Source organism: Chromatiales bacterium (assembly GCA_014762505.1).
Classification (GTDB): domain Bacteria; phylum Pseudomonadota; class Gammaproteobacteria; order SpSt-1174; family SpSt-1174; genus SpSt-1174.
The window spans coordinates 183,973-210,822 of the sequence record JABURS010000043.1 but is presented as its reverse complement, the minus strand read 5'-3'; the positions used below and the strand labels follow the sequence as shown (position 1 = coordinate 210,822).

General features: G+C 66.0%; 21 protein-coding genes. 10 read left to right on the top strand and 11 right to left on the bottom strand.

The annotated features are described in order from the left end of the window. The first annotated feature begins 17 nt into the window (after window positions 1-17). On the top strand, window positions 18-2,525 hold the full coding sequence (locus tag HUJ28_12770; GenBank protein MBD3620336.1) for a glycogen/starch/alpha-glucan phosphorylase: 2,508 nt from the start codon (window positions 18-20) through the stop codon (window positions 2,523-2,525). A 60-nt stretch (window positions 2,526-2,585) separates the two neighbouring features. Here the strand turns inward: HUJ28_12770 and rho are convergent, their stop codons facing one another. Together rho and trxA are read right to left on the bottom strand one after the other, a co-directional pair. Next, window positions 2,586-3,845, bottom strand: coding sequence for a transcription termination factor Rho (gene rho, locus HUJ28_12765; protein MBD3620335.1), 1,260 nt, complete (start codon window positions 3,843-3,845; stop codon window positions 2,586-2,588). 218 nt (window positions 3,846-4,063) lie between these two features. Continuing rightward, a complete protein-coding gene (trxA, locus tag HUJ28_12760) occupies window positions 4,064-4,390 on the bottom strand; it encodes a thioredoxin TrxA (protein MBD3620334.1) in 327 nt (108 codons plus the stop codon). Between the two features lie 170 nt (window positions 4,391-4,560). On the opposite strand from trxA, the gene rhlB reads away from it, so the two are divergent. From rhlB to cfa, 3 genes are all read left to right on the top strand, one after another. Further along, window positions 4,561-5,874 (top strand): ATP-dependent RNA helicase RhlB, encoded by a 1,314-nt coding sequence (rhlB, locus tag HUJ28_12755; GenBank protein MBD3620333.1) that lies wholly within the window; start codon window positions 4,561-4,563, stop codon window positions 5,872-5,874. A 4-nt stretch (window positions 5,875-5,878) separates the two neighbouring features. Beyond that, complete coding sequence (locus HUJ28_12750; GenBank protein ID MBD3620332.1) at window positions 5,879-6,313, top strand: DUF2721 domain-containing protein; 435 nt, start codon at window positions 5,879-5,881, stop codon at window positions 6,311-6,313. Between the two features lie 173 nt (window positions 6,314-6,486). Then, window positions 6,487-7,689, top strand: coding sequence for a cyclopropane fatty acyl phospholipid synthase (cfa, locus tag HUJ28_12745; GenBank protein ID MBD3620331.1), 1,203 nt, complete (start codon window positions 6,487-6,489; stop codon window positions 7,687-7,689). A 72-nt stretch (window positions 7,690-7,761) separates the two neighbouring features. Here cfa and HUJ28_12740 read toward each other — a convergent pair whose 3' ends face one another. Beyond that, a complete protein-coding gene (locus tag HUJ28_12740) occupies window positions 7,762-8,322 on the bottom strand; it encodes a DUF4136 domain-containing protein (protein MBD3620330.1) in 561 nt (186 codons plus the stop codon). Window positions 8,323-8,492: 170 nt separating this feature from the next. Between HUJ28_12740 and HUJ28_12735 the strand changes: the two genes are divergently transcribed. Further along, window positions 8,493-8,888: a VOC family protein gene (locus HUJ28_12735; GenBank protein ID MBD3620329.1), complete on the top strand. Its 396-nt coding sequence runs from the start codon at window positions 8,493-8,495 to the stop codon at window positions 8,886-8,888. Between the two features lie 6 nt (window positions 8,889-8,894). On the opposite strand, the gene HUJ28_12730 is transcribed toward HUJ28_12735, so the two are convergent. Continuing rightward, complete coding sequence (locus HUJ28_12730; protein ID MBD3620328.1) at window positions 8,895-10,448, bottom strand: AMP-binding protein; 1,554 nt, start codon at window positions 10,446-10,448, stop codon at window positions 8,895-8,897. Window positions 10,449-10,664: 216 nt separating this feature from the next. Beyond that, on the bottom strand, window positions 10,665-11,144 hold the full coding sequence (locus HUJ28_12725) for a paraquat-inducible protein A (protein ID MBD3620327.1): 480 nt from the start codon (window positions 11,142-11,144) through the stop codon (window positions 10,665-10,667). Window positions 11,145-11,271: 127 nt separating this feature from the next. Here HUJ28_12725 and HUJ28_12720 point away from each other — a divergent pair, with 127 nt between their 5' ends. Then, window positions 11,272-12,549, top strand: coding sequence for a sulfatase (locus tag HUJ28_12720; GenBank protein MBD3620326.1), 1,278 nt, complete (start codon window positions 11,272-11,274; stop codon window positions 12,547-12,549). Window positions 12,550-12,742: 193 nt separating this feature from the next. On the opposite strand, the gene HUJ28_12715 is transcribed toward HUJ28_12720, so the two are convergent. The 3 genes from HUJ28_12715 to HUJ28_12705 form a co-directional block, all read right to left on the bottom strand. Next, window positions 12,743-13,684, bottom strand: coding sequence for a dimethyl sulfoxide reductase anchor subunit (locus tag HUJ28_12715; GenBank protein ID MBD3620325.1), 942 nt, complete (start codon window positions 13,682-13,684; stop codon window positions 12,743-12,745). Window positions 13,685-13,717: 33 nt separating this feature from the next. Further along, entirely contained in the window at window positions 13,718-14,413 is a 696-nt protein-coding gene (locus tag HUJ28_12710; GenBank protein ID MBD3620324.1) for a 4Fe-4S dicluster domain-containing protein, read from the bottom strand. Window positions 14,414-14,483: 70 nt separating this feature from the next. Continuing rightward, entirely contained in the window at window positions 14,484-17,396 is a 2,913-nt protein-coding gene (locus tag HUJ28_12705; protein MBD3620323.1) for a molybdopterin-dependent oxidoreductase, read from the bottom strand. Between the two features lie 298 nt (window positions 17,397-17,694). Here HUJ28_12705 and moaA point away from each other — a divergent pair, with 298 nt between their 5' ends. Both moaA and HUJ28_12695 read left to right on the top strand, forming a co-directional pair. Then, window positions 17,695-18,678, top strand: coding sequence for a GTP 3',8-cyclase MoaA (moaA, locus tag HUJ28_12700; protein ID MBD3620322.1), 984 nt, complete (start codon window positions 17,695-17,697; stop codon window positions 18,676-18,678). A gap of 153 nt (window positions 18,679-18,831) precedes the next feature. Then, window positions 18,832-20,529 carry a bifunctional diguanylate cyclase/phosphodiesterase gene (locus HUJ28_12695; GenBank protein MBD3620321.1) on the top strand — a complete coding sequence of 566 codons (1,698 nt, stop codon included), beginning with the start codon at window positions 18,832-18,834 and terminating at the stop codon, window positions 20,527-20,529. An 8-nt stretch (window positions 20,530-20,537) separates the two neighbouring features. Here the strand turns inward: HUJ28_12695 and HUJ28_12690 are convergent, their stop codons facing one another. Continuing rightward, window positions 20,538-21,797: a BamA/TamA family outer membrane protein gene (locus tag HUJ28_12690; GenBank protein MBD3620320.1), complete on the bottom strand. Its 1,260-nt coding sequence runs from the start codon at window positions 21,795-21,797 to the stop codon at window positions 20,538-20,540. Window positions 21,798-21,878: 81 nt separating this feature from the next. Beyond that, window positions 21,879-23,243 carry an NAD-dependent succinate-semialdehyde dehydrogenase gene (locus tag HUJ28_12685; protein MBD3620319.1) on the bottom strand — a complete coding sequence of 455 codons (1,365 nt, stop codon included), beginning with the start codon at window positions 23,241-23,243 and terminating at the stop codon, window positions 21,879-21,881. A 112-nt stretch (window positions 23,244-23,355) separates the two neighbouring features. Between HUJ28_12685 and HUJ28_12680 the strand changes: the two genes are divergently transcribed. After that, entirely contained in the window at window positions 23,356-24,312 is a 957-nt protein-coding gene (locus HUJ28_12680; GenBank protein MBD3620318.1) for a complex I NDUFA9 subunit family protein, read from the top strand. A 114-nt stretch (window positions 24,313-24,426) separates the two neighbouring features. Beyond that, complete coding sequence (locus HUJ28_12675) at window positions 24,427-25,647, top strand: multifunctional CCA addition/repair protein (GenBank protein ID MBD3620317.1); 1,221 nt, start codon at window positions 24,427-24,429, stop codon at window positions 25,645-25,647. Window positions 25,648-25,905: 258 nt separating this feature from the next. Here HUJ28_12675 and HUJ28_12670 read toward each other — a convergent pair whose 3' ends face one another. Beyond that, a complete protein-coding gene (locus tag HUJ28_12670) occupies window positions 25,906-26,826 on the bottom strand; it encodes a histone deacetylase family protein (protein MBD3620316.1) in 921 nt (306 codons plus the stop codon). Window positions 26,827-26,850 lie beyond the last annotated feature (24 nt).

Here is a 26,850-nt window from a genome sequence, read left to right as displayed (position 1 = left end):
ATCCCAGGAGTCGCCGCATGAACCATCCGGAATCCGTCGTCGACATCGAGCACCAGCCGCTGGCCAGTGACGTCGACACGCTGCGTCAGAACATCCGCGACCGCCTGATCCACATCGTCGGCAAGGACCCGCTGCACGCCACCACCCGCGACTGGCTGCATGCGGTCTCGCTGGCCGTGCGCGACCGGCTCATCGAACAGCGCATGTTCACCAAGCGCTACCACCAGGAAGAAGACGTCAAGCGCGTCTACTACCTCTCCATGGAGTTCCTGCTCGGGCGCATGCTCATCAACAGCATGCTCAACCTCGGCATCTACGACGCCTGCGTACAGGCCCTGGAGGACCTGGGCGTGGAGCTCACCGACATCGAGGGCCTGGAGACGGACGCGGCGCTGGGCAACGGCGGCCTCGGCCGTCTGGCAGCCTGCATCCTGGACGCCATGGCCACACTCTGCCTGCCGGGCTACGGCTACGGCATCCGCTACGAATTCGGCATGTTCCACCAGGAGATCCAGAACGGCCAGCAGGTGGAACACCCGGACAGCTGGCTGCGCTACGGCAACCCCTGGGAGTTCCCGCGCCCGGAGAAGATCTTCCCGGTGTATTTCTACGGCACGGTCTCCGAACACATCGGCATCAGCGGCCAGATCGACCGCTTCTGGGACCACGGCGAAGAGGTGCTGGCCATGGCCTACGACATACCGGTCCCGGGCTATGGCAAACAGAAGAACGTGAACAACCTTCGGCTGTGGTCGGCCAAGGCCACGCGCGACTTCGACCTGCGCTACTTCAACGAGGGCGACTACATCCGCGCCCTGGAGGACAAGAACCAGTCGGAGACCATCTCCAAGGTGCTCTATCCCAACGATGCCACCGCCATGGGCCGCGAGCTGCGCCTCAAGCAGGAGTACTTCTTCGTCTCGGCCTCACTGCAGGACATCCTCGACCGCCACTGCGTGCGCGAGGGCCTGCCGGTGGACACCCTGGCCGACAAGGTCGCCATCCAGCTCAACGACACCCACCCGGCCATCGCCATCCCCGAGCTGATGCGCCTGCTCACGGATGTCTACCTGCTGCCCTGGCACAGGGCCTGGGATATCACGCGGCGCTGCTTCGCCTACACCAACCACACGCTCATGCCCGAGGCACTGGAGACCTGGCCGGTGAGCCTGCTCGAGCGCGTGCTGCCGCGGCACATGCAGATCATCTACGACATCAACCATCACTTCCTCAACCAGGTGCGTCACCGCCATCCGGGCGACAACGACATCGTGCGCCGGCTGTCCATCATCGACGAGGAAGGCGGGCGACGCGTGCGCATGGCCTATCTCGCCGTGATCGCCAGCCACCGCGTCAACGGCGTGGCCGCCCTGCACAGCGAACTCATCAAGACGCAGCTGTTCCCGGACTTCCACCGTCTGATGCCGGAGAAGTTCATCAACATCACCAACGGCATCACCCCGCGCCTGTGGCTGAACCAGGCCAATCCGGGGCTGCGCCAGCTCGTCGACGAGCACATCGGCGAGGACTGGATCCTGTCGCTCGATCGCCTGCGCGAACTCGAGCCGCATATCGAGAACGCCAGCTGCCGCGAGGCCTTCCGCCAGGTCAAGCAGGCCAACAAGCGCCAGCTCGCTGAGCTTATCCTGCGCAAGACCGGGCAGGCCGTCAGCACCGCGGCGCTGTTCGACGTGCAGATCAAGCGCATCCACGAGTACAAGCGCCAGCTGCTCAACCTGCTGCACGTCATCGCGCTCTACAACCGCATCCGCGACGGCCAGGCCGAGCACCGCGTGCCGCGCGTGGTGATCTTCGCCGGCAAGGCCGCCCCGGGCTACGCCGTGGCGAAGAAGATCATCCGCCTGATCCACGACGTCGCCGATATCATCAATCACGATCCACTGGTGGGTGACCGTCTGAAACTGATCTTCCTGCCCAACTACGAGGTGTCGCTGGCCGGCGTGATCATCCCGGCCGCCGACCTCTCGCAGCAGATCTCCACCGCCGGCACCGAGGCCTCGGGCACCGGCAACATGAAGCTCGCGCTCAACGGTGCGCTCACCATCGGCACCCTGGACGGCGCCAACATCGAGATTGCCGAGGAGGTGGGCGAGGACAACATCTTCATCTTCGGCATGAAGGCCGACGAGGTGGAGGGCCTGCGCGCAGAGGGCTATCGCCCGCGGCTGTATTACGAGAACAATGCGGAGCTGCGGCGGGTGCTCGACATGATCGGCACGGGCTTCTTCTGCCCCGAGGAGGCCGACCGCTATCGCGACCTGGTCGACAACCTGTTGAACGTGGATCACTACATGCTGCTGGCGGACTTTCCCGCCTACGTGGCCACGCAGGAAAAGGTGGACGAACTCTACCGCGACCCGGATGCCTGGACGCGCAAGGCCATGCTCAACACAGCACGCATGGGCAAGTTCTCCATCGACCGCACCGTGCGGGACTATGCGCGCGAGATCTGGGACACGGCGCCGCGCTGCTATATCGACAACGGCATCGCACCGCACACCTGAAACAAGGACGCCCGCAATAGCGGGCGTCCTCATCTTCTTCGGTCTGGACCAGGCCGGGCGCTAGCGGCTCTTCATCGCATCGAAGAACTCGTCGTTGACCTTGGTCTGCGAGAGGCGATCGAAGAGGAACTCCATCGCCTCCAGGTCATCCATCGAGTGCAGGAACTTGCGCAGGATCCACAGCTTCTGCAGTTCCTCGGTACGGGTGAGCAGTTCCTCGCGACGCGTGCCGGAGCGATTGATGTTGATGGCGGGGAATACGCGCTTCTCGGCGATGCGGCGATCCAGGTGCACCTCCATGTTGCCGGTACCCTTGAACTCCTCGTAGATGACCTCGTCCATCTTCGAGCCGGTATCGATCAGAGCGGTGGCGATGATGGTGAGGCTGCCGCCCTCCTCGATATTGCGCGCGGCGCCGAAGAAGCGCTTGGGGCGATGCAGGGCGTTGGCATCCACGCCGCCGGTGAGCACCTTGCCCGAGGACGGGATCACGGTGTTGTAGGCGCGCGCCAGGCGGGTGATGGAATCCAGCAGGATCACCACGTCGCGCTTGTGCTCGACCAGGCGCTTGGCCTTCTCGATGACCATCTCGGCCACCTGCACGTGGCGGCTGGCCGGCTCGTCGAAGGTCGAGGACACCACCTCGCCACGCACCATGCGCTGCATCTCCGTCACCTCTTCCGGCCGCTCGTCGATGAGCAGCACGATGAGATAGCACTCGGGATGATTGGCGGCGATGCTCTGGGCGATGTTCTGCAGCATCATGGTCTTGCCGGCCTTGGGCGGCGAGACGATCAGGCCGCGCTGGCCCTTGCCGATGGGGGAGACGATGTCGATGACGCGGGCAGTGATGTCTTCCGTGGAGCCGTTGCCGAGCTCCATGCGCAGGCGTTCTTCGGGATGCAGCGGGGTGAGGTTTTCGAACAGGATCTTGTTCTTGGCGTTTTCCGGGGTCTCGAAATTGATCTCGGAGACCTTGAGCATCGCGAAGTAACGCTCACCCTCCTTGGGCGGCCGGATCTTGCCGGAGACCGTGTCCCCCGTGCGCAGGCCGAAGCGGCGTATCTGGCTGGGCGAGACGTAGATGTCATCCGGCCCGGCGAGATAGGAGCTGTCCGCCGACCGCAGGAAACCAAACCCGTCCTGGAGGATTTCCAGCACCCCGTCGCCGAAGATGTCCTCGCCGCTTTTCGCGTGCGCCTTGAGGATGGCGAAGATGATGTCCTGTTTACGGGCACGCGACATGCCCTCGATCCCCATGCTCTTGGCAAGTTCCAGCAAGTCGGCGGGGGGTTTCTGCTTCAGTTCGGTCAGATTCATAGGAAACGGGTTTTGTTGGTTCAGGGATGGTGTGATACGGAAGAACGGCGTCAGCCAGCGCGGAACCGGCCGGGGGCCTTGATGATTTCAGTTGATTCTATGAGGTGCAGCCGGGGACGGAAGGATTGTAGTTGTCGTGGCTGCGGGGATTAAGCTAGCACGGTTACCGGGCGAGGTCCAGCCCCGGCGATACGCCGGGGCCGTCGCGATGTATCGGCTTACAGGTTCTGGTCGATGAAGGCCGTCAGCTGGGACTTGGACAGGGCGCCCACCTTGGTGGCCTCGACCTCGCCGTTCTTGAACAGCATCAGGGTGGGGATACCGCGGATACCGAACTTGGGCGGGGTGGCCGGGTTCTCGTCGATGTTGAGCTTGGCGACCTTCAGGCGGCCCTCGTACTCATCGGCGATCTCGTCCAGGATCGGCGCGATCATCTTGCAGGGACCGCACCACTCGGCCCAGTAGTCGACCAGGACGGGCGTATCGGACTTGAGTACGTCCGCATCGAAGCTGTCGTCCGTCAGGTACACCATCTTGTCGCTCACTCGTCTCGCCTCCGCTAGAATCCGTGTACACGAAACCCGCCCGGATAATTGATATAGTGTCAGCGGGATAGAAAACGCCGGTCTCGTCGGCCGGCGTGTCTTTTCACGCATTTGATCCCATACGGACCAGATTTTCAAGTCCGGGGGATACACACACGCACAAGGATCCCATGGGCGATACGCACCTGAGCGACATGACCTTCCAGGCCCTCGACCTGCCCGGCGAGGTACTGCAAGGCGTTGAAGAGGCGGGATTTTCCCGCTGCACCCCCATCCAGGCCGGGACCCTGCCGGTGGCGCTGAAGGGCCACGACGTGGCCGGCCAGGCACAGACCGGCACGGGCAAGACCGCCGCCTTCCTGGTGGCCATCTTCACCCGTCTGCTGCGCCAGCCCGGGAGCGCCGAGCGGCGCGCCAACCAGCCGCGCGCCCTGGTGCTGGCCCCCACCCGGGAACTCGCCATCCAGATCCACAAGGACGCCGAGGCCCTGGGGCGCCACACCGGCCTGAAGCTCGGCCTGGTCTACGGCGGCGTGGACTACGACAAGCAGCGTCAGCAGCTCGTCGACGGCATCGACGTGCTCATCGGCACCCCCGGGCGCATCATCGACTACTTCAAACAGCACGTCTTCGACCTGAAGGCCGTGCAGGTGATGGTGCTGGACGAGGCCGACCGCATGTTCGACCTCGGCTTCATCAAGGACATCCGCTTCCTGCTGCGCCGCCTGCCTCCACCGGACCAGCGGCTTTCCATGCTCTTCTCCGCCACGCTGTCCTACCGCGTGATGGAACTGGCCTACGAGCACATGAACAACCCGGAACTGGTGAAGATCGAGGCCGAGCAGGTCACCGCCGAGCGCGTGCGCCAGGAGGTGTACTACCCCGGCAACGAACAGAAGATCCCGCTGCTCATCGGCCTGCTGCGGAAATACCGCCCGGAGCGCAGCATCGTCTTCGTCAACACCAAGCGCGTGGCCGAAAACGTACTGGCCTGGCTCACGGGCAACGGCTTCAAGGCCGCCCTGCTCTCCGGCGACGTCCCGCAGAAGAAGCGCCAGCGCCTGTTGTCGGAATTCGGCGAGGGCACCTACGACATCCTCATCGCCACCGACGTGGCGGCCCGCGGCCTGCACATCCCCGACGTGACCCACGTCTTCAACTACGACCTGCCGCAGTCGGCCGAGGACTACGTGCACCGCATAGGCCGCACCGCGCGTGCCGGCGCCGAGGGGGATGCCGTCAGCTTCGCCTGCGAGGACTACGCCTTCCACCTGCCGGAGATCGAGGAATACATCGATCAGAAGATCCCCATGGCCATCGTGGAGACGGAACTGCTGGCCGAGCCCCTGCCCGCGGCGAAGATCGAGCGCCTCGGTCGCGGCGGCAAACCACCCGGCAGGGCCGGCCGGCCCGCGGGGGGGCGCCCGGCCGGCGAGGGCGGCCCCGGCCGCCGGCGGCGCCGCCGGCCAAAGGCGGAGAACTAGCACCATGGCCGCGCCAGCGAGCGAGATCGCCAGCGTCATCCAGCTGGCCGTGGCCCCGGTCTTCCTGCTGGCTGGTATCGGCGCCTTCATCAATGCCTTCTCCAGCCGGCTGGCCCGCATCGTCGATCGCAGCCGCCGCCTGGAGGAACGCCTGGCCTCCGTGAGCGACACGGCCCGCGTCTCCGCGCGCAGCGAACTGCGCCTGCTCGGCCGGCGCGCCCGCTGGATCTATCTCGGCATCAGCCTGGGCGTCACCTCGGCGCTGACTGTCTGCCTGCTCATCATCAGCGCCTTCGTCGAGCACTTCCTCGGCCTCAACCTGGCCAACCTCATCGGCGCGCTGTTCGTGCTCGCCATGCTCGCCCTGGTCGGCGCCCTGCTGGCCTTCCTGCGCGAGGTCTTCCTCGCCATCCGTACCCTCGCCATCGGCGGCGACTAGGAACCCGTCAACCGGCGGTCTGACTGGCGATTCGCCCCGTCTTGGCTATGCTCATGTCTTCGGCCCGGCAGCCGCCGCCCCTGGCGGCACGCCGCTTGCTTACCTGCCAGGGTGGGCGCCGGACGGACAGGCCGCCGGCCAGGACATGACCGCCAGGACGACAGGAGGACAGCATGAGCCAGGACACCCTCGTTGCGTCGACACGCCGCCAGCAAAGCAGCAGCATGCAGCTCTTCACCGGCCTGCTGGCACGGGCCGACATCCGTGTGAACGGCTCGCGGCCCTGTGACATCCGCATCCACAACCCGCGCGTTGCACAACGCACCCTGACCCAGGCCAACCTCGGCCTGGGGGAATCCTATATGGACGGCGACTGGGACTGCGATGCACTGGACCAGTTCTTCGACCGCATCCTGCGCACCAAAGTGGACCGGGCCGTCTCCCCCCTGCGTCTTTTATTCCACGCCCTGCGCTTCCGCCTGCTGAATCTGCAGACCGCGCGGCGCGCCTTCCAGGTGGGCGAACGGCACTATGACATCGGCAACGACCTCTACCGTGCCATGCTCGATGAGCGCCTGACCTACACCTGCGGCTACTGGGAACAGGCCACCACCCTGGAAGCGGCCCAGGAGGCCAAGCTCGACCTCATCTGCCGCAAGCTCGACCTGCGGCCCGGGCAACGCGTGCTGGACATCGGCTGCGGCTGGGGCAGCTTCGCGAAGTTCGCCGCCGAACGCTACGGCGCACAGGTGGTCGGCATCACCATCTCCCGCGAACAGGCGAAGCTGGCACGGGAACTGTGCGGCGACCTGCCGGTGGAGATCCGGGTGCAGGACTACCGCGCGGTGAAGGAGCGCTACGATCACATCGTCAGCGTGGGCATGTTCGAGCACGTCGGCCACAAGAACTATCGGGAATACATGCAGGTCGCCGCGCGCTGCCTGAAGCAGGACGGCCTGTTCCTGCTGCACACCATCGGCAAGAACCTCACCGCCACCACGCCGGACCCCTGGATCGACCGCTACATCTTCCCCAACGGCGACCTGCCCTCGCTGGCGCAGATCGCGCAGGCCGTGGAGGACGTCTTCGTGATCGAGGACCTGCACAACTTCGGGGCCGACTACGACCGCACGCTCATGGCCTGGTTCGAGAACTTCGACGCCGCCTGGCCCCGGCTGCGCGACCACTACGACGAGCGCTTCTACCGCATGTGGAAGTACTACCTGCTGAGCTGCGCCGGGGCCTTCCGCTCCCGCGACATCCAGCTCTGGCAGCTGGTGCTGTCACCCGACGGCCGCCGCGGCGGCTACCGGCGCCCGTTAGGCGTTAGGCCAAAAGTTCAGGCGCCACAGAGGGCACAGCGTACACAGAGGTAAACCGGGCTGGCTCTTCCTCTGTGATCTCTGTGTCCTCTGTGGCCAAACCGTTTTCACGTCACGCCTCACACCTCACTTCCCCGGTGGATACTGCGCCAGGATCCGCTGTACCACGTCGTTGACGACCTCGTCGCGCGCCTCGGGCGTGGGGGTATCCGCCAGTGGGCGTACGCCGGTGCCGCGCCAGATCAGCTCGCCGCTGGCGGGGGCGACGAAGTCGATGAGCAGCGTCCCCTCGTCGTATTCCCGCGATCCATAGGGATAGTCCAGCCCGATGGCCACCCCCGTGCGGCTCCACCAGTAGCCGGTACCGAAGGTCACGCTCGAACGCGAGGTCTCGATGCGGTCCTCCACCAGGGTGTGGTAACGCACCAGCAGGTCGGCCTGCGCCGGCTCAGCCACGAAGCGGTAACCGCGCGCGGCGAGCTGCGACTCGATGGCCTGCTGGATGCGCCGGTGCACCAGCGGATCGTCCAGGCGGGGATCACCGGTCTCCCGATGCCGCGGCTCATCCCAGGCAAAGACCCGGTAGGCGGAAAAATCGGCCGTCTTCGCGTAGTCCTGGGTGACGCGCACGCTGGAACAGCCGGCCAGCAGGAGCAGCAGCGAGACGAGCAACAGAGGACGCAACATGGGGGCTTCTCCTTCAGCAACCGTCGATGCGCTCATCCTACGCCCACAGGCCAGCCATCCGCCAGCGTGTCGCCGGACATCTGTGATGGTGTTCGGCGCAGGTCTTCATTCCGGCCACCGGAGCGGTTAGGCTGCCGTCTTCAATCCACGGATGCGCGAGGAGTAAAACCATGGCACGGCTGGTACACACCATGATCCGCGTACTGGATCTCGACCGCTCGGTCGACTTCTACCGCACGGCCCTGGGCCTCGAGCTGAAGCGCCGCCTGGACTTCGACGACTTCAGCCTGGCCTATCTCGGCAACGCGGAGAGCGACGTCGAGCTGGAGCTCACCCTCAACCACGGGCGTACCGAGCCCTATACCCACGGCAGCGGCTACGGCCACATCGCCGTCACCGTCGACGACCTGGATACCGAGCACGCCCGCATCCGCCAGGCGGGCTTCGCGGTCAAGGACATCGTGGAGCTGAAGGACGGTGAGCGCCTGGTGGGGAAATTCTTCTTCATGCACGACCCCGACGGCTACGAGATCGAGGTGATCCAGCGCCACGGCGACTACCGCTAGGCCAGACTATTTCAGGCGGGCCGCCAGGCGGGCGTAGTCCACCCGCGCCTGCTGGCGCGCATCCACCGGTATCGCGCGCACCCGGCGGACCTCGTCGAGCTGCGCCCAGGCGAGCGCCCGGCGCAAGGCCTCGACGTCCAGCCCGCGCATCCCTTCCACCAGCAGGATGCGTCGTCCGGCGTGGCTGATCATCGCAGAGCGCTGCACCCCGTCCAGGAAGCTGGCGGCACATTCCACGCTGAAGGGATACAACCGGCCCCGGCTGTCGTCGATGCGCGAGCGACAGCGACCGACCAGCCACAACCGGCCCTCCGCGTCGAGATAGCCGGCCTCGCCGGTACGGTGCCAGCGTCGCCCATCCACCTCGAACTTGCTCTCGACATCGCCCTCGGCATTCAGGTAGCCGGCCACCAGGTGATCACCACAGGCCACGACCTCGCCGATCTTGCCCGGTGGCAGGGCCTCGGCCGCAAAGCGCTTGCCGTCATAGGGGCCGATGGGCGCCCCATAGCGGTCGCGAATCACCCGCAGCGTCAGGCCGTCCACCGGCTTGCCGGTGAGCAGACCGCCACCCGCCTGCATGGCCGCGAGATCCACCTGGCGATATTCCCGGTACATCACGCGCGTCAGCGGCAGGGCCTCTGCACCGCCATGCACGGCGGCGACCACGGCCCCGTCGGTCGCGTGCTGTATGCGGGCCAGGGCAGGCGGCAGGACCGGTGCCCCGCCGACGTGTATATGCGTCAGGGGCAACTTGCGGCCAGACCGCTCGCAGTATTCGACCAGGCGACGAAACAGGACCGGGGCGCCCGCACTGCGCCGGATATCGAAGGCCTTCAGCAGCTGGAACACTGTCTGCGGTGCTACCCGGGCGGGGGCATGCAGCGGGGCGGCGGGGATGACACTGGTCATGCCCGAAACCAGGTTGGCGAGCGGGACCAGCGGCTGGGTGGAGAGTTCGCACTCGCCAGGACTGTGATCCAGCGCAGCGGCCAGGGCCGCCTGTGTGGCGATCAGGTCGTCATGCGAGCGCAGTACCCGGCGCAATACGCCCTGCTCGTTGCGCACCAGGGTAAACAGGGCGGGCGCCTGGCCGCCGGCGGCCAGGTCCTCGAGCCGCGGCTGCTGGCGTGCCTGCGACAGCGCCACGGCACCGGGCACATAGCCGTCCACGGCAAAGCGTCGCAGCCGACAGAGCCTGGGCGAGACCAGGTGGCGCAGCAGATCGCGACGCCCGGCGACCAGCGCCGTCGGCTCGCCCAGCCGGCAATAGGACGCCACCGTCTCCCGGCCGGCCGCCGGGTCCAGCACCATCGCCACGGCCCCGAGCCGCAACAGCGCCAGCAGCACCACGTAGAGCTCGTAGCCCATCGGCTGTACCACCAGCACCCGGTCGCCCGCACCCAGACCCTGGGCGCGGAACAGGGCCGCCGTCCGTGCGCCGTCCGCGGCGAGCTGGCGATAGGAACGGATGCGGTACCGTGCCCCCCGCACATCGATGATGGCGGGCTGCCCCGGACGCACCGAGGCCTGCTGCTCAAATAGCGCGACGATGTTCATCAATAGCTTGTAACCGGCATGTCCGCGTGCGGTCTGCCGCCAGTATCCGCTGGCCGGGCAACCGCTCGCTTGTTGTTATGTCTGTTGTTCTTGTAGCGGCCACAGTCATCGACGCCTGAGGCGGCACGGGACCATGGCCTGACCGCAGCTTATCACCGGTTATGGCCTCCGGGGCCCCAGCCCGTCGTGCAAACACCCCCGCTCGGGCGATTGCCGTCAGCCATCGCGGCGCGCTCCCGCCTCCACCAGCTGGGTCAGCAGCATGCTCGCCACCACCCCCGCGGCGAACAGATACAGCCCGTAGTGGATGGTGATACGCGCCGTGCCGCCGAACTGCAGCATCACCACCAGCCAGGCCACCACGAACACCTCCAGCATCGACCACTTGCCCGTCTGCGACAGCCAGCGCCGGATGCGTGCCTCATGCGCGGGCGGAACCGTTCCGCCGATCAGCCGGTACAGCAGCAGGAGCTTACCGGCCGGCAACAGGAGGCTGAACCCGCTCACCACCAGAAACAGCCCCCACTCCCCCGCCTGCCAGAGACGGCGGATACCGCCGAGCAGAGAGAGGGTGTCGTCGAAGATCCAGAAGGTGGTGAAGGTGAACATGGGTGCCACCGCACCGGCCACGAGCAGGATGCACGCCATCAGCCAGAGGGCCAGATGCAGTCCGGTTGAGTTCAAAATGCTGGGCATGGGCGCATCATAGCGCGATGGTCGGCGGCGGGCGCGGCATGGATGCCGAATTCGTCCACCGAACGACATCAGGCCTTCATATGGACGGACGAGACTGGAGGTTTTCAAGCCGAACCGAAGGTGGGATATGAGCAACCGCCCGAACATCCTCTGGCTCATCGCCGACGATGCCGGCTGGGAAGATCTCGGCTGCCTCGGCCACCCCACCCTCAGAACGCCGCACATCGACAACCTGGCCGAACGCGGCCTGCTGTTCACGCAGGCCTTCGTCACCAGCCCCCAGTGCAGCCCCAGCCGATCCAGCCTCTGGACGGGCAAGTACGCCCACACCATGCGCACCGAGGACCTGCATACCCCGATGCCGGACGACGAACCGATCCTCGCCGACCGCCTCAGGGAACAGGGCTATTTCGTCGGCAACATCGGCAAGCTGCACCTCGGGCCGAAGGCCCGCGGCCGCTTCGACTACTACAGCCCATGGGCCACGGCCTGGCCACGCTTCTTCAAGCAGCGGCCAGCCGACAGGCCCTTCTTTCTCTGCGTGGGCTACTACGAGCCGCACCGGCCCTATGCCCTCAAGCTCACCCGCGCTAGCTACCCGCCGGAGGCCGTGAAGCTGCCGCCTTACCTGCCGGACTCGAAGGCGATACGCACGGACTTCTCGCGCTACTACACGGCGATCACCGCCATGGACGCCAAGATCGGCGCACTGCTCGCCTACCTGCGCCAGCACGACCTCGAACGCTCCACGCTGGTGGTGTTCGTGAGCGACAACGGCCTGCCCTTCCCGCGCGCCAAGGGCTTTCTCTACGACCCCGGCATCCGCGTGCCGCTCATCGTCTCGCAGCCCGGCACCTATGCGGCAGGCACACGCGACCAGCTCACCACCCTGCTCGATCTCGCGCCCACCATGGCCGAGCTGGCCGATACGCGCATCGCCGAGGACACGCGGGGCATGAGCCTCGCGAACGTGCTGAACGATGCCGGCGCAGCGGGGCGCGAGGCCATCTTCGCTGAGCGCAACTGGCACGACCTGGATGACCACAGCCGTGCGATACGCACGACGCGCCACAAGTACATCCGCAACGAGTACTTCGAGGACCCCATGCCGTTTCCCTCGGACATAAACCGCTCGCCCACGCTGAAGTGGATCCGCGGCGCCCTGAGCCAGGGGCTGCTGCCACCGGAAGACCGGCTGCCGATCACTGGCCCGCGCCCGCCGGAGGAACTGTATGACCTCGAGGCGGATCCGAACGAGTTCCGCAACCTGGCAGCCTGCGATGACCACGCGGCCGTGCTCGTCGACATGCGCGGCCGACTCGCGCAGTGGTCACGCGAGACGGACGACGTCTCGCCGGAAGCGCGTGTACCGCGAAAGCGCAGCCCGCTCTCCTGGTTGGCCTGAGATTTCTGCAAGCCGAAAAAAGCCCACCGCACGCGGTGGGCTTTTTTGAACCAGGCACTCTCTTTCAGCGAGAGATTTTGACCGAGGGCACGGCACGGCGTCGAACGAGCAGCGCAGTCACCATTCCAGGTAATGAGCAGGCAGTCGGCGTCGCAACACCGCCATCGGTCAAAAGATCCGCTAACAGTCGCTATCAGGTGTGCTGGGCACCGTGATAGAGGTTCACCACGTGGCGGGCTTCCGCGAAGAACAGCCAGCGCTCGGCGATGATGCCGAGGAAGGCCGAGACCGTGGCCCACACGACGATGCCAACACCGGCCTGACCCGCCAACACCAGGGCCAGCAGCAGGATGGGCAGGCCGAAGCCCAGGGCGAACACCAGGGTCTTGAGCGCGGTGACCACGCTGTGGTCGGGCTCGTAGCCGAATTCCTCGGTGAGGAAGGTGCCGGCGGTGTGCCCGGTATCCAGCAGGCGCACGGCGGCGCGGGTGAAGCCGGTGGCCGTGTTGATGGTCGGGCCGGTGACCTTGGCCACCCAGAAGTAGTACACGGCCTTGGCCAGCGCGGCGATGGCCAGCAGGGTGACGGTCAGGCCGGTCACGCCCATCACGTCGGCGCCTTCCTGGTAGGACAGGGCAGAGACCATCAGCAGGCCGCCCAGCGCCAGACCCATGAAGATGTAGTTGGCCGGGGTAAGCGCGGTGTTCCACTGGCGGATGGTCTTCAGGCAGCCGTAGATCATGCCGGTGCTGAAGATGGTGATGACGGCCAGCGCGGCGCCGATCAGGCCCATGGCGCCGAAGAAGCCGCTGATGTCGGCACCCTGCAGGAACACGCCCAGCAGGTAAAGCAGCGCGAAGGGATAGAACAGCACGGCGAAGACGCCTTCACGCGACAACCAGGAGGTCTTGAAGCGGAAGAAGGCGCGCCAGGCGTTCTTGGGATTCGCCAGGTGGAAGGTGGAGGACATGAGGCCCACCGCCACCAGCACGATGCCGATGATCCCGGCCCAGAGAATGGTCTCCTGGGTCATGTCCACCAGGCCGAACACGTGCAGGATGGCCAGCAGCGTGAACAGCCCGAAGCCGGCACCGGAAGTGACGGTAAAGAAGATGACGGAAAATGCTGGATGCATGGTTGCTTCCCTCTGAATTCGTGAACCGTTGCCTTAGCGCGCAATGGCCTTGTTGACCCACTGCTTCACCGAGCTGACGAGGTCGGTCTTGCGGACGTCGTCGGTCGGGATCGGCGTGGTCAGGCGCGGCGGCAGGTAACGGTTGGTCGGGTTGTAACCGAGCTCCGGCATCAGCTGCATGCCGGCACGCTCGCGCACGAGCTTGCTGACCTCGGAATTCGGGTCGTCGAAGTCACCGAAGTAGCGCGCGTGCGCCGGGCAGGTGATGACACAGGCCGGCTGGCGATCGATCTCTTCGAGCTCGTCGTCGTAGATACGGTCGATGCACAGCGTGCACTTCTTCATGGTGCCGCTCTCGCGGTCCAGTTCGCGCGCGCCGTAGGGGCAGGCCCAGGAGCAGTAGTTGCAGCCCATGCACTTGGTCTGGTCGACCAGCACCACGCCGTCCTCGGCGCGCTTGTAGGAGGCACCGGTGGGGCAGACGGTGACACAGTCCGCGTCCTCGCAGTGCATGCAGGACATGGGGAAGTTGATGGTCTTGTTGTTCGGGTAGTCGCCGATCTCGTAGTGACGGATGCGGTTGAACCACACGCCCGAGGGATTCTCGCCATAGGGGCGATAGTCGGTCAGCGGGCCAGTGGTACCCGAGGTGTTCCACTGCTTGCAAGCGGTGGCACAGGCGTGGCAACCCACGCAGGTATCGATGTCGATTACAAGTCCGAGTCTCATCGGTCTTCTCCGTAATGCTTTGTTCGGATGCCCAGGGCGGCCCCTGCCGGGGCCGCATCTCCTCGATGCATTAGTCCTTGCGCCACTTCTCGCCGCGCGTGAGGACGTCCTTCATGTCGCGCACCAGGCGCACCGGCTCGTGCGCGTGGTAGCGCAGCACGTCCGGCGACTCCTTCATACCCGGCAGCGGCTTCATGGTGTCGAAGGTCGGCCAGGAGCCTTCCTCACCCGGGGCGGCCGGCGTGATCTTCACGCGCAGGTCATACCAGGCGGCCTGGCCGGTGACCGGGTCGGAGTTGGTGACGTTGTCGTTGGCGTCGCCCTTCTTCGGCAGCAGCTCGCTGATGAGGTGGTTCATCAGGAAGCCCTTGGTGGATTCGTTGGCGCCCTTCTTCAGGCCCCAGGCACCGGACTGCTTGCCGATGGCGTTCCAGGTCCACACGGTGTTGGGCTCGACGCCCTCCATGAGCTTCACCTGCACGCGGATCTTGCCGTTGTGCGACTCCACCCACACCCAGGACTTGTCGGCAATGCCCATCTTGGTGGCCTGCTGACGGTTCATGTACAGGAAATTCTGCGACATGATCTGGCGCAGCCACACGTTCTGGGAATCCCAGGAGTGGTACATGAACATCGGACGCTGGTTGACCGCGTGGAACGGGTACTCGTCCTCGTTGATGCGCGACTGCTCGATCGGCTTGTACTGCTCCGGCAGCGGGGTGAAGTAGTCACGCAGACGCTGCTTGTGATGCTCCTGCGTCGGCATCGGGCCGTCGTACAGGCCCATGCCGGCGAGGCGGAACTTCTGCAGGGTCTCGGAGTAGAGCTCCATGATGATCGGATCGGTGGAGCCCACCCAGCCGGCGTGCTTGGCCAGCTCGAGGTAGTCCTTGTTGGCGAAGCGGTAGTAGCGCACGTTTTCCGGCAGATGGTAGGCGAAGAACGCCTGGTTCTCGATGTAGCGATCCCACTGCTTCGGGTTCGGCTTGCCGCGCAGATGCACCTCGTTGCCGTTCTCGTCCAGGCGCCAGCCTGACAGGAAGCCGATGCCGGGTTCCTTCTCGAAGTTGACGATGAAGTCCTTGTAGTCGGCGAACTTGCGCGAACCGTCTTCCTTGGTGAAGGCCGGGAACTTGAGGCGCGAGGCCAGCTCCACCATCACCTCCTGCCACGGACGGGTGTCGCCCTCGGGCTTGAGGATCGGCTGGCGGATGGAATCGGCCGCGGTATCCGGCTCGGAGATCGGACGGTCCAGCATGGAGATCGTGTCGTGACGCTCCAGGTAGGTGGTGTCCGGGATCACCAGGTCGGCGAAGTTGACCATCTCCGAGTGGAAGGCGTCGGCCACCACCAGGAACGGGATCTTGTACTCGCCGTTCGCATCCTTCTCGCGCAGCATGTCCTGAACATTCTTGGTGTTCATGGTGGAGTTCCAGGACATGTTCGCCATGAAGAAGATCATGGTGTCGATCGGGTAGGGATCACCCTTCACGGCATTGGTGATGACCATGTGCATCATGCCGTGGTTGGCCATCGGCGCATCCCAGCTGTAGGCCTTGTCCAGGCGCAGCGGGTTGCCTTCGGCGTCGATCACCATGTCTTCCGGCGCCTTGGGGAAACCGAGCGGCGGCGACTTCAGCGGGGTGTTCGGCGCCATCTCCTTCGCCGGCTTGATGTTCGGCGGGATGTGCTTGGGATACGGCGGCTTGGCCAGGTGACCGCCGGGGCAGTCGATGGAGCCGAGCAGGATCTGCACCAGGTGGATGGCACGGCAGGCCTGGAAGCCGTTGGAGTGGGCCGAGATGCCGCGCATCGCGTGCATGGACACCGGACGGCCGATGAACTTGTCGTGCTTGCGGCCGTGGACGTCGGTCCACTCCACGTCGACGGTGATGGTCTCCTTGAAGGCGACGTGGGCCATTTCCAGCGCCAGGCGCTCGATGGTCTCGGCCGGCACGCCGGTGACCTTCTCGGCATTCTCCGGCGAATACTCGTCGGAGAGGTACTTCTCGGCCAGGATGGTCATCACGGTCTTTAGCGGGGTGCCGTCCGGCGCGGTGTACTCGCCGAACAGGGCCGGCTTGATCTCCGGCTGGGTGGCGTCCACCGGGGCATTCTTGTCCTGGTCCCAGGCCTGCGGCTTGCCGTCGGCATCGCGGTAGAACAGGCCGTCGCCCTTCTGGCCCGGAGTGTTGACCACCAGCCAGGGGGAGTTGGTGTAGCGGATGAGGAATTCCCAGTCGAACTGGTCGTTCTTCAGCAGCACGTGGATGAAGGACAGCGCCAGCATGGCATCGGTGCCCGGGCGCACGCCGATCCACTCGTCGGCGATGGCCTGGTAGCCGGTGCGCACCGGGTTCACGCCGACGAACTTGGCACCGCGGCGCTTGAGCTTCTCCAGGCCGATCTTGATCGGGTTGGAGGCATGGTCTTCCGCCACGCCCCACATCATGAAGTACTTGGTGCGGTCCCAGTCCGGATCACCGAACTCCCAGAAGGCATGGCCCATGGTGTAGAGGCCGCCGGCCGCCATGTTCACGGAGCAGAAACCGCCGTGCGCGGCCCAGTTGATGGTACCGAACTGGGTGGCCCACAGGCCGGTAAGGGCCTGCATCTGGTCGCGGCCGGTGAAGAAGGCCAGCTTCTTCGGGTCGGTGGCGCGGATGTGCTCCAGGCGCTTGGTCAGGGTGTCCATGGCCTCGTCCCAGGAGATCTCCTCGAACTCGCCGGCACCACGCTCGGTGCCCGGCTTGCGGCGCAGCGGGGCGCGCAGCTTGGCCGGGGACTGCTGCTTCATGATCCCCGAGTTGCCCTTGGCGCAGAGCACGCCCTTGTTGACCGGGTGGTTCCGGTTGCCCTGGATGAAGCGGACCTTGTTGTCCTCCACCGTGACCTTGATGCCGCAGCGGCAGGCACACATGTAACAGGTGGAATAGTGGACTTCCTGTTTCTTGTGGTTCTCGAATTCGGGTAATGCGCTCATGCAAGCACCTCGGTAGTCTCGTTCGTTCGGCGCGCCACGCGCCGGGCGCGCAAAATTCCGCAGTCAAGTCTGCGGGCCCGGCTGCGCAATGACAAAACAGTGTTTTTTATTTGGTGATAAACCGAGTCTATCAAGACTAAAAATCTTTAATAACCCCGCCTTATGACCGGCGGGTGACCTTTTATAGACCATCACGGGCCGCATGCTAAGCCCTTGTTTTCATGAGGTCTTCATTGCACGTCCCCGGGGCTGGGTTATACTCGCCGCCTGATTCCCGGCAGACTCCCGCGACCCAGGCATGCCCCAGACCCTCACAGACCAGTTCGGCCGCCGCATCGAGTACGTGCGCCTCTCGGTGACGGACCAGTGCGACCTGCGCTGCTTCTACTGCATGCCCAAGGGCTTTCGCGACTTCGAGGAGCCGGCGCACTGGCTGAGCTTCGACGAGATCGAGCGCGTGATCCGCGCCTTCGGCGAACTGGGCGTGAAGCGCGTGCGTCTCACTGGCGGCGAGCCGCTGGTGCGCAAGGGCCTGCCGGGGCTCGCCGCCCGTCTGGCCGCCCTGCCGGGCATCGAGGACCTCTCGCTCTCGACCAATGCCACGCGCATGGGCAAACACGCCGCGGCGCTCAAGGACGCGGGCGTCACCCGCATCAACGTCAGCCTCGACACGCTGCAGCCCGAGCGCTTCCGGCAGATCACCGGCGGCAAGCTCGAGAAGGTCCTCGCCGGCCTGATGGCGGCCAAGGCCGCGGGCTTCCACCCCATCAAGATCAACATGGTGGTGATGAAGGGCGTGAACGACGACGAGGTCGAGGACATGGTCGCCTTCTGCATCGAGCACGACTTCACCCTGCGCTTCATCGAGACCATGCCGGTAGGCGACACCGGGCGCGAGGCCAGCAGCCAGTACGTCGACCTGCAGGAGGTGAAGACCCGCCTGGCCCGGCGCTTCGAACTCATCCCGGGCGTGATGCCGGGCGGTGGACCGGCGCGCTACGTGCAGGTGGCCGGCACCGACCTGCGCATCGGTTTCATCACGCCCATCTCGCAGCACTTCTGCGAGACCTGCAACCGCGTGCGCCTGGCCGTGGACGGCACGCTGTACATGTGCCTCGGCCAGGAACACCGTTTCGAGCTGCGCCCCCTGCTGCGCGCCGGTATCGACGATGACGGCCTGCGCGAGGCGATCGCGAAGGCCATCGACCTCAAGCCCGAACGCCACGAGTTCCGCGAAAAACCCGACCAGGTCATCCGCTTCATGTCCATGACCGGCGGCTGACCGCTCGCCCCCCTGGCCTGATAGCGCATCAGCATATGCGGATATGCCACTGCGCATGAAGCCCGCCTGCCAAACCGATATACTGGCCCCACAAGTGCGTGCCGTACGAGAAAACGCACGGGCCACCACCAACAGGCCAGGTGATTGAACTCCATGTATCTGCATGAAACGCTGGACGCGGCGCTGAGCCCGTCGTCCATGGAAACCCTGCGCGCCCTGGCCAATGCCATGCCGCAACCCATCCTGATCCTCGACACCGGGCATCGGCCGCTGGGCTTCAACCGTGCCTTCCGTCAGGTCTTCGCCATCCCCGAAGGCGCGCTCGATCCCGACGCGGTCTGCGACCTCGTGCCCGCCGACTTCAGGCAGGCCTGCCAGGCGGCAGCGCAGGCGATGGACGTACACGGCGTGCAGAGCTATCACTGCGATATCCGGCTCGCAGACGCACCCTATCGCCTGGACTTCCGGCTGATACAGCTCACGCAGGCCAACCGGCCACTTCCCATCATCGTGGCATCACTGCTGGACGGCACCTTCGCCCTCGATCCCCATGCCCGCCGCCAGGCGGTCTCGGCCGGCCATGCATCGCGGCACGACACACTCACCGGGCTGTTCAACCGCCACGCGATGCAGGAGATCATCGAGAAGACCGTCGGTAGTGCACAGCGTGACCACGAGGCCCTGTCCGTACTGCTGTTCGACCTCGACCGCTTCAAGCTCATCAACGACAACTACGGCAACGCCATCGGCGATGCCGTGCTGGTCGAGACCGTCAACGCCAGCGTCGGCGCCCTGCGCAAGACCGACTGGATCGGGCGCTGGGGCGGCGAGGAATTCATCTGCGTGCTGCCCGGCACCGACCTGCAGACGGCCACCCACCTGGCCGAGCACCTGCGCCGCGCGGTGGAGGTCCTGGACATCGTCGTCCAGGGGCACGAACTCAAGACCACCGTCAGCATCGGTATCGCCAGCTTCCCGGACGAGGCGGACAGCGTGGACCAGTTGCTGGCCGCCGCCGACTCGGCCCTGTTCGAGGCCAAGCGCGGCGGGCGCAACCGCGTGGCCACCAGCCAGCGTCAGATCCCGCAGATCTTCTCCATCGCCGGCGAACTGGAAAACGCCCTCAAGCAGGGCCGGGTGATACCGGCCTACCAGCCCATCGTCGACCTGAACACCGGCCAGGTCGTCGCCGACGAGGCGCTGGCCCGCATCCGCCAGACGGACGGCACGCTGCTGGCCGCCGGCCACTTCATCGAGGCCGCCAATCACCTGCAGCTCACGCACAAGATCGACCACATCATCGCCACGCACAGCATCCGCCGCTGCATGGCCATGCAGTCGCGCAACCCGCGGGGCATGTCGCACTTCGTCAACACCTCGGCCGACCTGCTGCGACACCCCGAACTGGTGGAGGACATCCTGCGCGTCGCACGCGAGGCCTGTGCCGGCTGCTTTGCGAACAGCGACCCCAACTGCACCAAGCCGCTGGTCATCGAGATCACCGAGCGGGAATTCCTCGGCAACGTGCAGGATGCGCGCGACATCCTCGCCCCGCTCATCGACTTCGGCCTGCGCATCGCCATCGACGACTTCGGCTCGGGCTATTCATCTTTCGAGTATCTGGTGGACCTGCCGGTGTCCTTCCTCAAGATCGAGGGCAGCCTGGTGAGACGCGCGCGGGAGGACAAGCGCACCCGCGCGATCCTGCGCGGCATACGCGACATCGCCAAGGAGCTCGACCTGATCACCATTGCCGAGTTCATCGAGGACGAGGCCACCGCCGCCATGCTGCGCGACATCGGTGTGGACTGGGGACAGGGGTACCACTTCGGGCGGCCCGAGGCCGAATAGCAACGACCTCAGAACGTCTGCCTGGTGCCGACATACACCTCGTAATCCGGCTCGCCAACGCCCCAGCCGATGTCGACGCGCAGGTCGGTGCGCACCAGGGAGCGCACCTTCCAGCGCAGTCCCAGCCCCCCTCCCAGTTCGAGATCGGTGAGATCGGGGGCACCTTCCTCGTAGACGTTGCCGACATCGGCAAAGATCACGCCACGCAGGCTGCGGCGACCGAGGATGGGCTTCATGTACTCCAGGTTCAGCAGCACCATGACATCGCCCTCGTGATCGTCGCGGTCGAACCCCCTCAACGTCTTGGAGCTGCCGATGCGGTAGGCATAAATCCCTTCGTCGTAGCCGCGTGCGTAGCCCAGGCGCAACTGGGTGTTGAGATTGTCGTCGTTCCAGGCGACCGGGTAGAGGTAGGCACGATGAAACAGGTCCAGTCGCTGGTAGCCATCGTCGCTGCCGAGATCCTGGGCAGACAGGGCCAGCGTCCAGCCATACTCCATCCCTTCCCGGTGATAGGGGAGTTCATAGACATCGTGGAAGGTCGCGCCAAACCAGGTCTCGACGACCTTGCGATCGACCAGCAGCCCGGCAACCCCCTGGCGATAACTGTAATTCTCCTTGAAGATGCTGCTGCCCACACTGCCGCGCCAGCCGCGGCTAGGCGCACGGCGCTGCAACCAGCGTGACAGGGTCCAGGAAAGGTCGTCACGCTGCAGGTCGTACTCGCCGACACCCAGCAGCGGGTCCACTTCCTCCTGCACGGAATCCACGCGCCGCAACGCGGCCGAAAAACCGAGGTCGGTGCCCGGTATGCGAGGGATCTCGTAGGCGAACTCCTTCTTCACCTCCTCGCGCCCACCCTCGCGCTCGGTGGTCTCGTGCAGCAGCTCCAGCCGCTGGTTGTAACCGAGAAAGTTGTCCCAGGTCAGCTCGAAGCCGTAGGAGTAGTCACCGTCGGCATCCTGATCCACCTTGGGCAGGGGGAGGATGTACCACTTCTCCGACACGTCGAAGACGACCACCTGTGGCTCCGGTGAGCCCGCCGCATCCAGCGGCTCGACACGCGCCCGCACGCGCTTGAACAGCCCCAGGTTCATGATGGCCTGGCGCGAGGCCTCGATGCGTTCGCGGTCGACCGGATCGCCCGGCGCCACGGTCAGCTCCTGGCGCAGGATCACATCCTTGGTGACGTCATTGCCCTCGAAACGGATCTCGGCGATCACGCCGGCGGCATCGACCGGTACGCTGTTGTCGTCGGCAGGCGCCATCGACACGAAACAGCACGACATGGCGAGTGCGCACAACCACCTCAGGCGAGTCCCGCCCACAGCAGAGCCGGGCATACCCGCTTACTTGATCCAGACGGTCTTGGCGTTGACGAACTCGCGGATGCCATGGCGCGAGAGCTCGCGACCATAGCCCGAGGCCTTCACCCCGCCGAAGGGCAGGCGTGGATCGCTCTTCACCAGACCGTTGACGAAGGCGCAGCCGCATTCCAGCCGGCGTGCCACCGCCTCGCCGCGTGCGCTGTCGCGGGTCCACACGCTGCCCCCCAGGCCGAAACGCGAGTCGTTGGCCTGGCGTACGGCGTCGTCCTCATCGCGCGCACGCATGACGATGGCCACCGGGCCGAACAGCTCCTCGTGGTAGGCGCGCATGCCCGGCGCCACCTGATCGAGTATCGATGGCTGGTAATAGGCGCCCTCGCCGGGCACCGGCGCACAGCCGGTGACGGCCACGGCACCGGCGGCGATGGAGTCGCGCACCTGCTCGTGCAGCTCATCGCGCAGATCGCTACGGGCCAGCGGCGCCAGCGTGGTGGCGTCAGCAAAGGGATCGCCCGGTTGCAGTGCCTCCACGGCCTGGCTGAAGGCGGCGAGAAAGTCCTCGGCCACCGCATCCACCACGATGAAGCGCTTGGCGGCGATGCAGCTTTGCCCGGCATTGAGAAAGCGCGAGGTCACCGCCTGCTTCACCGTCCAGTCGAGGTCGGCATCCTCCAGCACCACGAAGGCATCCGAGCCGCCCAGCTCCAGCACCGTCTTCTTGATCTCGCTGCCGGCCACGGCCGCCACGCTGCGCCCCGCGGGCTCGCTGCCGGTGAGCGTGGCCGCCGCCACGCGCGGATCGCGCAGCACGCCCTCCACCTGGCAGGCGGAGATCATCAGGGTCTGGAAACAGCCGTCGGGAAGACCCGCCTCGCGAAACACCTCCTCCAGGGCCAGGGCGCACTGCGGCACGTTGGAGGCGTGCTTGAGCAGCCCCACGTTGCCGGCCATGAGGGCGGGGGCGGCGAAGCGGATCACCTGCCACAGAGGGAAGTTCCAGGGCATGACCGCCAACACCACGCCCAGCGGCTGATAGGCGACGAAGCTCTTGCCCGCATCGGACTCGATGGGCTCGTCGGCGAGAAAGCCCTCGCCGTGCTCGGCGTAGTACTCGCAGGCCAGCGCACACTTGTCCACCTCGCCCAGGGCCTCGCGGTAGAGCTTGCCCATCTCCAGGGTCACCAGTCGCGCATAATGCTCGCGGCGCTCGCGCAGCACCGCCGCCGCCTGCTGCAGCAGCGCGCGGCGCTCGGCAAAGGGGCGTGCCGCCCACACCGGCTGCGTCTTCGCCGCCAGGGCCAGCGCCTCCTCGATGCGCGTCGCCTCCCAGGTGTCGTACTCGGCCAGGACCTCGCCGCTGGCGGGGTTCATGGAACAGAAGCTCATTGCCGACTCCTTTGGTTTTGACTGGGCTTTACTCTAGTATACCCGTCCGGACACTGCGGGCAGTGCCGGATTCCGGCACCGCCCGACCCAACGACCCACCAGTGACAGGAACATCAGAATCATGCATGTACGGAAGGTCTGCGTACTGGGCGGCACGGGCTTCGTCGGCTCGCACCTCGTCGGCCAGCTGATCGCCAGTGGCCGCGAGGTCACGGTACTCACCCGCCGCATCCAGCGTCACCGTGATCTGCTGGTCTTTCCGGGCGTCCGCCTCGTCGAGGCCGACGTGCACGACCCCAGGGTACTGAAACAGCACTTCCAGGGCATGGATGCCGTCATCAACCTGGTGGGCATCCTCAACGAAAAGGGACATGACGGCCGCGGCTTCCGCCGCGCCCACGTGGACCTGCCGCGCAACGTGCTGGAGACCTGCAAGGCCTGCGGCGTGAAGCGCCTGCTGCACATGAGCGCCCTGCATGCCGACGCCGGCAGCGGCCCCAGCCACTACCTGCGCAGCAAGGGCGAGGCGGAAAACCACCTGCACACCTTCAGTGCGCCCGTGGCCGTCACCAGCTTCCGCCCCTCGGTCATCTTCGGCCCCGGCGACAGCTTCATCAACCGCTTCGCCGGCCTGGTGAAGATGACCCCCGGCATCTTCCCGCTCACCTGCCCCAACGCCCGCTTCGCGCCGGTCTACGTGGGTGACGTGGTAGACGCCTTCCTGCAGGCGCTGGAGGATCGCAGCAGCTTCAACCAGCGCTACGACCTCTGCGGCCCGCATGCCTACAGCCTGCGCGAGATCGTGGCCTATGTGGCCCGCACCAGCGGCCATCGCCGCCTGATCATCGGCCTGCCGGACGCCCTCTCGAAGCTCGTCGCCCTGCTCTCGGAATACCTGCTGCCGGGCAAGTTCTTCTCGCTGGACAACTACCACTCGCTCAAGGTCGACAGCGTGTGCCACAACGGCCGGCGCTGCCCGACCTCGCCCGAGGCCGTCGTCCCCACCTACCTGGGCAAGGCCGACCGCAACGCGCGCTACCCGATCCTGCGCGAACGCGCGGGCCGCTAAGTCTGGTCGCCACAGAGGGCACAGAACACACAGAGGTGATTGCGAGGCAGTTTCACGTGGTGTCTGCTGTGGCGGCTATCGTCTTTTCCTCGGCGTCCGCGCTACCATAGTCCGATGCAGATCTACCTCGTTGGCGGCGCCGTGCGCGATGCACTCCTCGGCCGGCCCGTGAAAGAACGGGACTACGTGGTGGTGGGCGCCACCCCGGAAGAGATGGTCGCCCAGGGCTTCCGGCCCGTAGGCAAGGACTTCCCTGTGTTCCTCCATCCCGAGACGAAGGCCGAATACGCGCTGGCGCGCACGGAGCGCAAGACCGCGCCCGGCTACCACGGCTTCGTGTTCCACGCGGCCCCGGACGTGACGCTGGAAGAAGACCTCAGGCGCCGCGACCTCACCGTGAATGCCATGGCCGAGGCGCCCGACGGCACGCTGATCGATTACTTCGGCGGCAGGAAAGATCTCGAGGCGCGCCTGCTGCGCCACGTCTCCCCCGCCTTTGCCGAGGATCCGGTACGCATCCTGCGCACGGCGCGCTTCGCCGCCCGCTACGCCCCGCTCGGCTTTCGCGTGGCCGGGGACACGCGGCAGCTGATGCAACAGATGGTGACGGCCGGCGAGGTCGATGCCCTGGTGCCCGAACGCGTATGGCAGGAACTCGTGCGCGCACTGGCCGAGGACGCGCCCCAGGTCTTCTTCCAGGTGCTGCGCGACTGCGGCGCGCTGGCCCGCCTGTTCCCGGCGGTCGACGCCCTGTTCGGCGTCCCCCAGAACCCGGACATGCACCCGGAGATCGACACCGGTGTGCACACCCTGATGGTGCTCGAGCAGTGCGCCCGGCTCACGCCCGACCCGGCCACGCGCTTTGCCGCCCTCACCCATGACCTCGGCAAGGGCACCACGCCACGCGAGCAATGGCCCAGTCACCGGGGCCACGAGGCGCGCAGCGTGCAGCTCGTCGAGGAGCTCTGCGACCGCTACCGCGCCCCGCGCGAATACCGCGAACTCGCCGTCATCACCGCGCAATGGCACGGCCACGTGCACCGCGCCGAGGAGATCGATGCAGCGGAGATCGTCGAGGTCCTGGAACGCACCGACGCCTTTCGCCGCCCCGAACGCTTCGAGAATTTCCTCATTGCCTGCCACGCCGACAGCCGCGGCCGCACCGGCTTCGAGGACAGCCCCTACCCCCAGGCCGAGCGCATGCGCCATGCCCTGGCCGCCGCACGCGCCATCGACCCGGCCCCGCTGGTCGCCCAGGGCCTGCGCGGTGAGGCACTGGGCGGGGCGATACACGCAGCGCGCATCCGTGCCGTCGAGGAACTGGGCGAGGGGTGAACGGACAGGCCGCCTGACAGGCATGGGCATCGCGTCATGAGGCGAACATCCATGCGCCACAGAGATCACAGAGGTCACAGAGCAAAACCGGCCGGCACACGGATCACCTCTGGGTATCGCGCCTTGCGGGCGCTCCTACACCTGACGTCTTACATCTGGAAACGGGCAGGGACGGTAGGAGCCGAGCCCCCTCGGCGATGACACCCATGCCCGCAAGCCGCCCCATCGGCCGGAGGGCCGGCCTCCTACCGGGCGACCCTAATCCACCAGCGCATCGATATGCGCAAACGCGCTGCGCCCCAGCGCGTGCAGTTCATACCCGCCCTCCAGGCAGGAGACGATGCGTCCCTGCGCATGGCGGTGTGCCACGGCCTGTATCTGCTGCGTGACCCAGCGGTAGTCGTCCTCGCGCAGGGCGAGCATGGCCATGTCGTCCTCGATGTGGCCGTCGAAACCGGCGGAGATGAAGATGAACTCGGGGGCGAAGGCCTCGAGTCGCGGCAGCCAGTGGGCGCTCACCGCCTCGCGGAAGGCCTTGCCGTCGGCACCGGCGGGCAGCGGCACGTTGACGATGTGTGGCGTGTCCGTCTCCGCGCCGGTGTGGGGATAGAAGGGGTGCTGGAAGGTGGAGCAGAACAGCACGCGCGGTTCGTCGGCGAAGATGTGCTCGGTGCCGTTGCCGTGGTGCACGTCGAAGTCCACGATGGCCACGCGCTCGAGCCCATGTGCGGCCAGGGCGTGGGCGGCGCCCACGGCCACGTTGTTGAAGATGCAAAAACCCATGGCCCGGTCACGTTCGGCGTGATGCCCCGGCGGTCGCACGTTGCAGAAGGCGGCGCCGATCTCGCCCTGCATCACCAGGTCCACGCCCAGCACGGCGCTGCCCGCGGCGCGCAGGGCCGCCTCCAGGCTATGCGGATTCATCAGTGTATCGGGGTCGAGCGACACGAGGCCCTCGGCCGGGGCGCGGGCATGGATCTCGTCGACATAGGACGGGGCATGTACCCGCTCGAGCTGCTCGCGGGTGGCCGCCGGCGCGTCATAGTGGCGCAACATCATGTTGAGACCCTGCGCAATGAGCTGGTCCTCGATGGCCGTCAGGCGCTGTGGGCACTCGGGATGATGGGCGCCCATCTCGTGCTTTAGGCATAGCGGGTGGCTGATCAGACCGACGAGCATGGCAGCTCCTTGGATGGGGCCTGC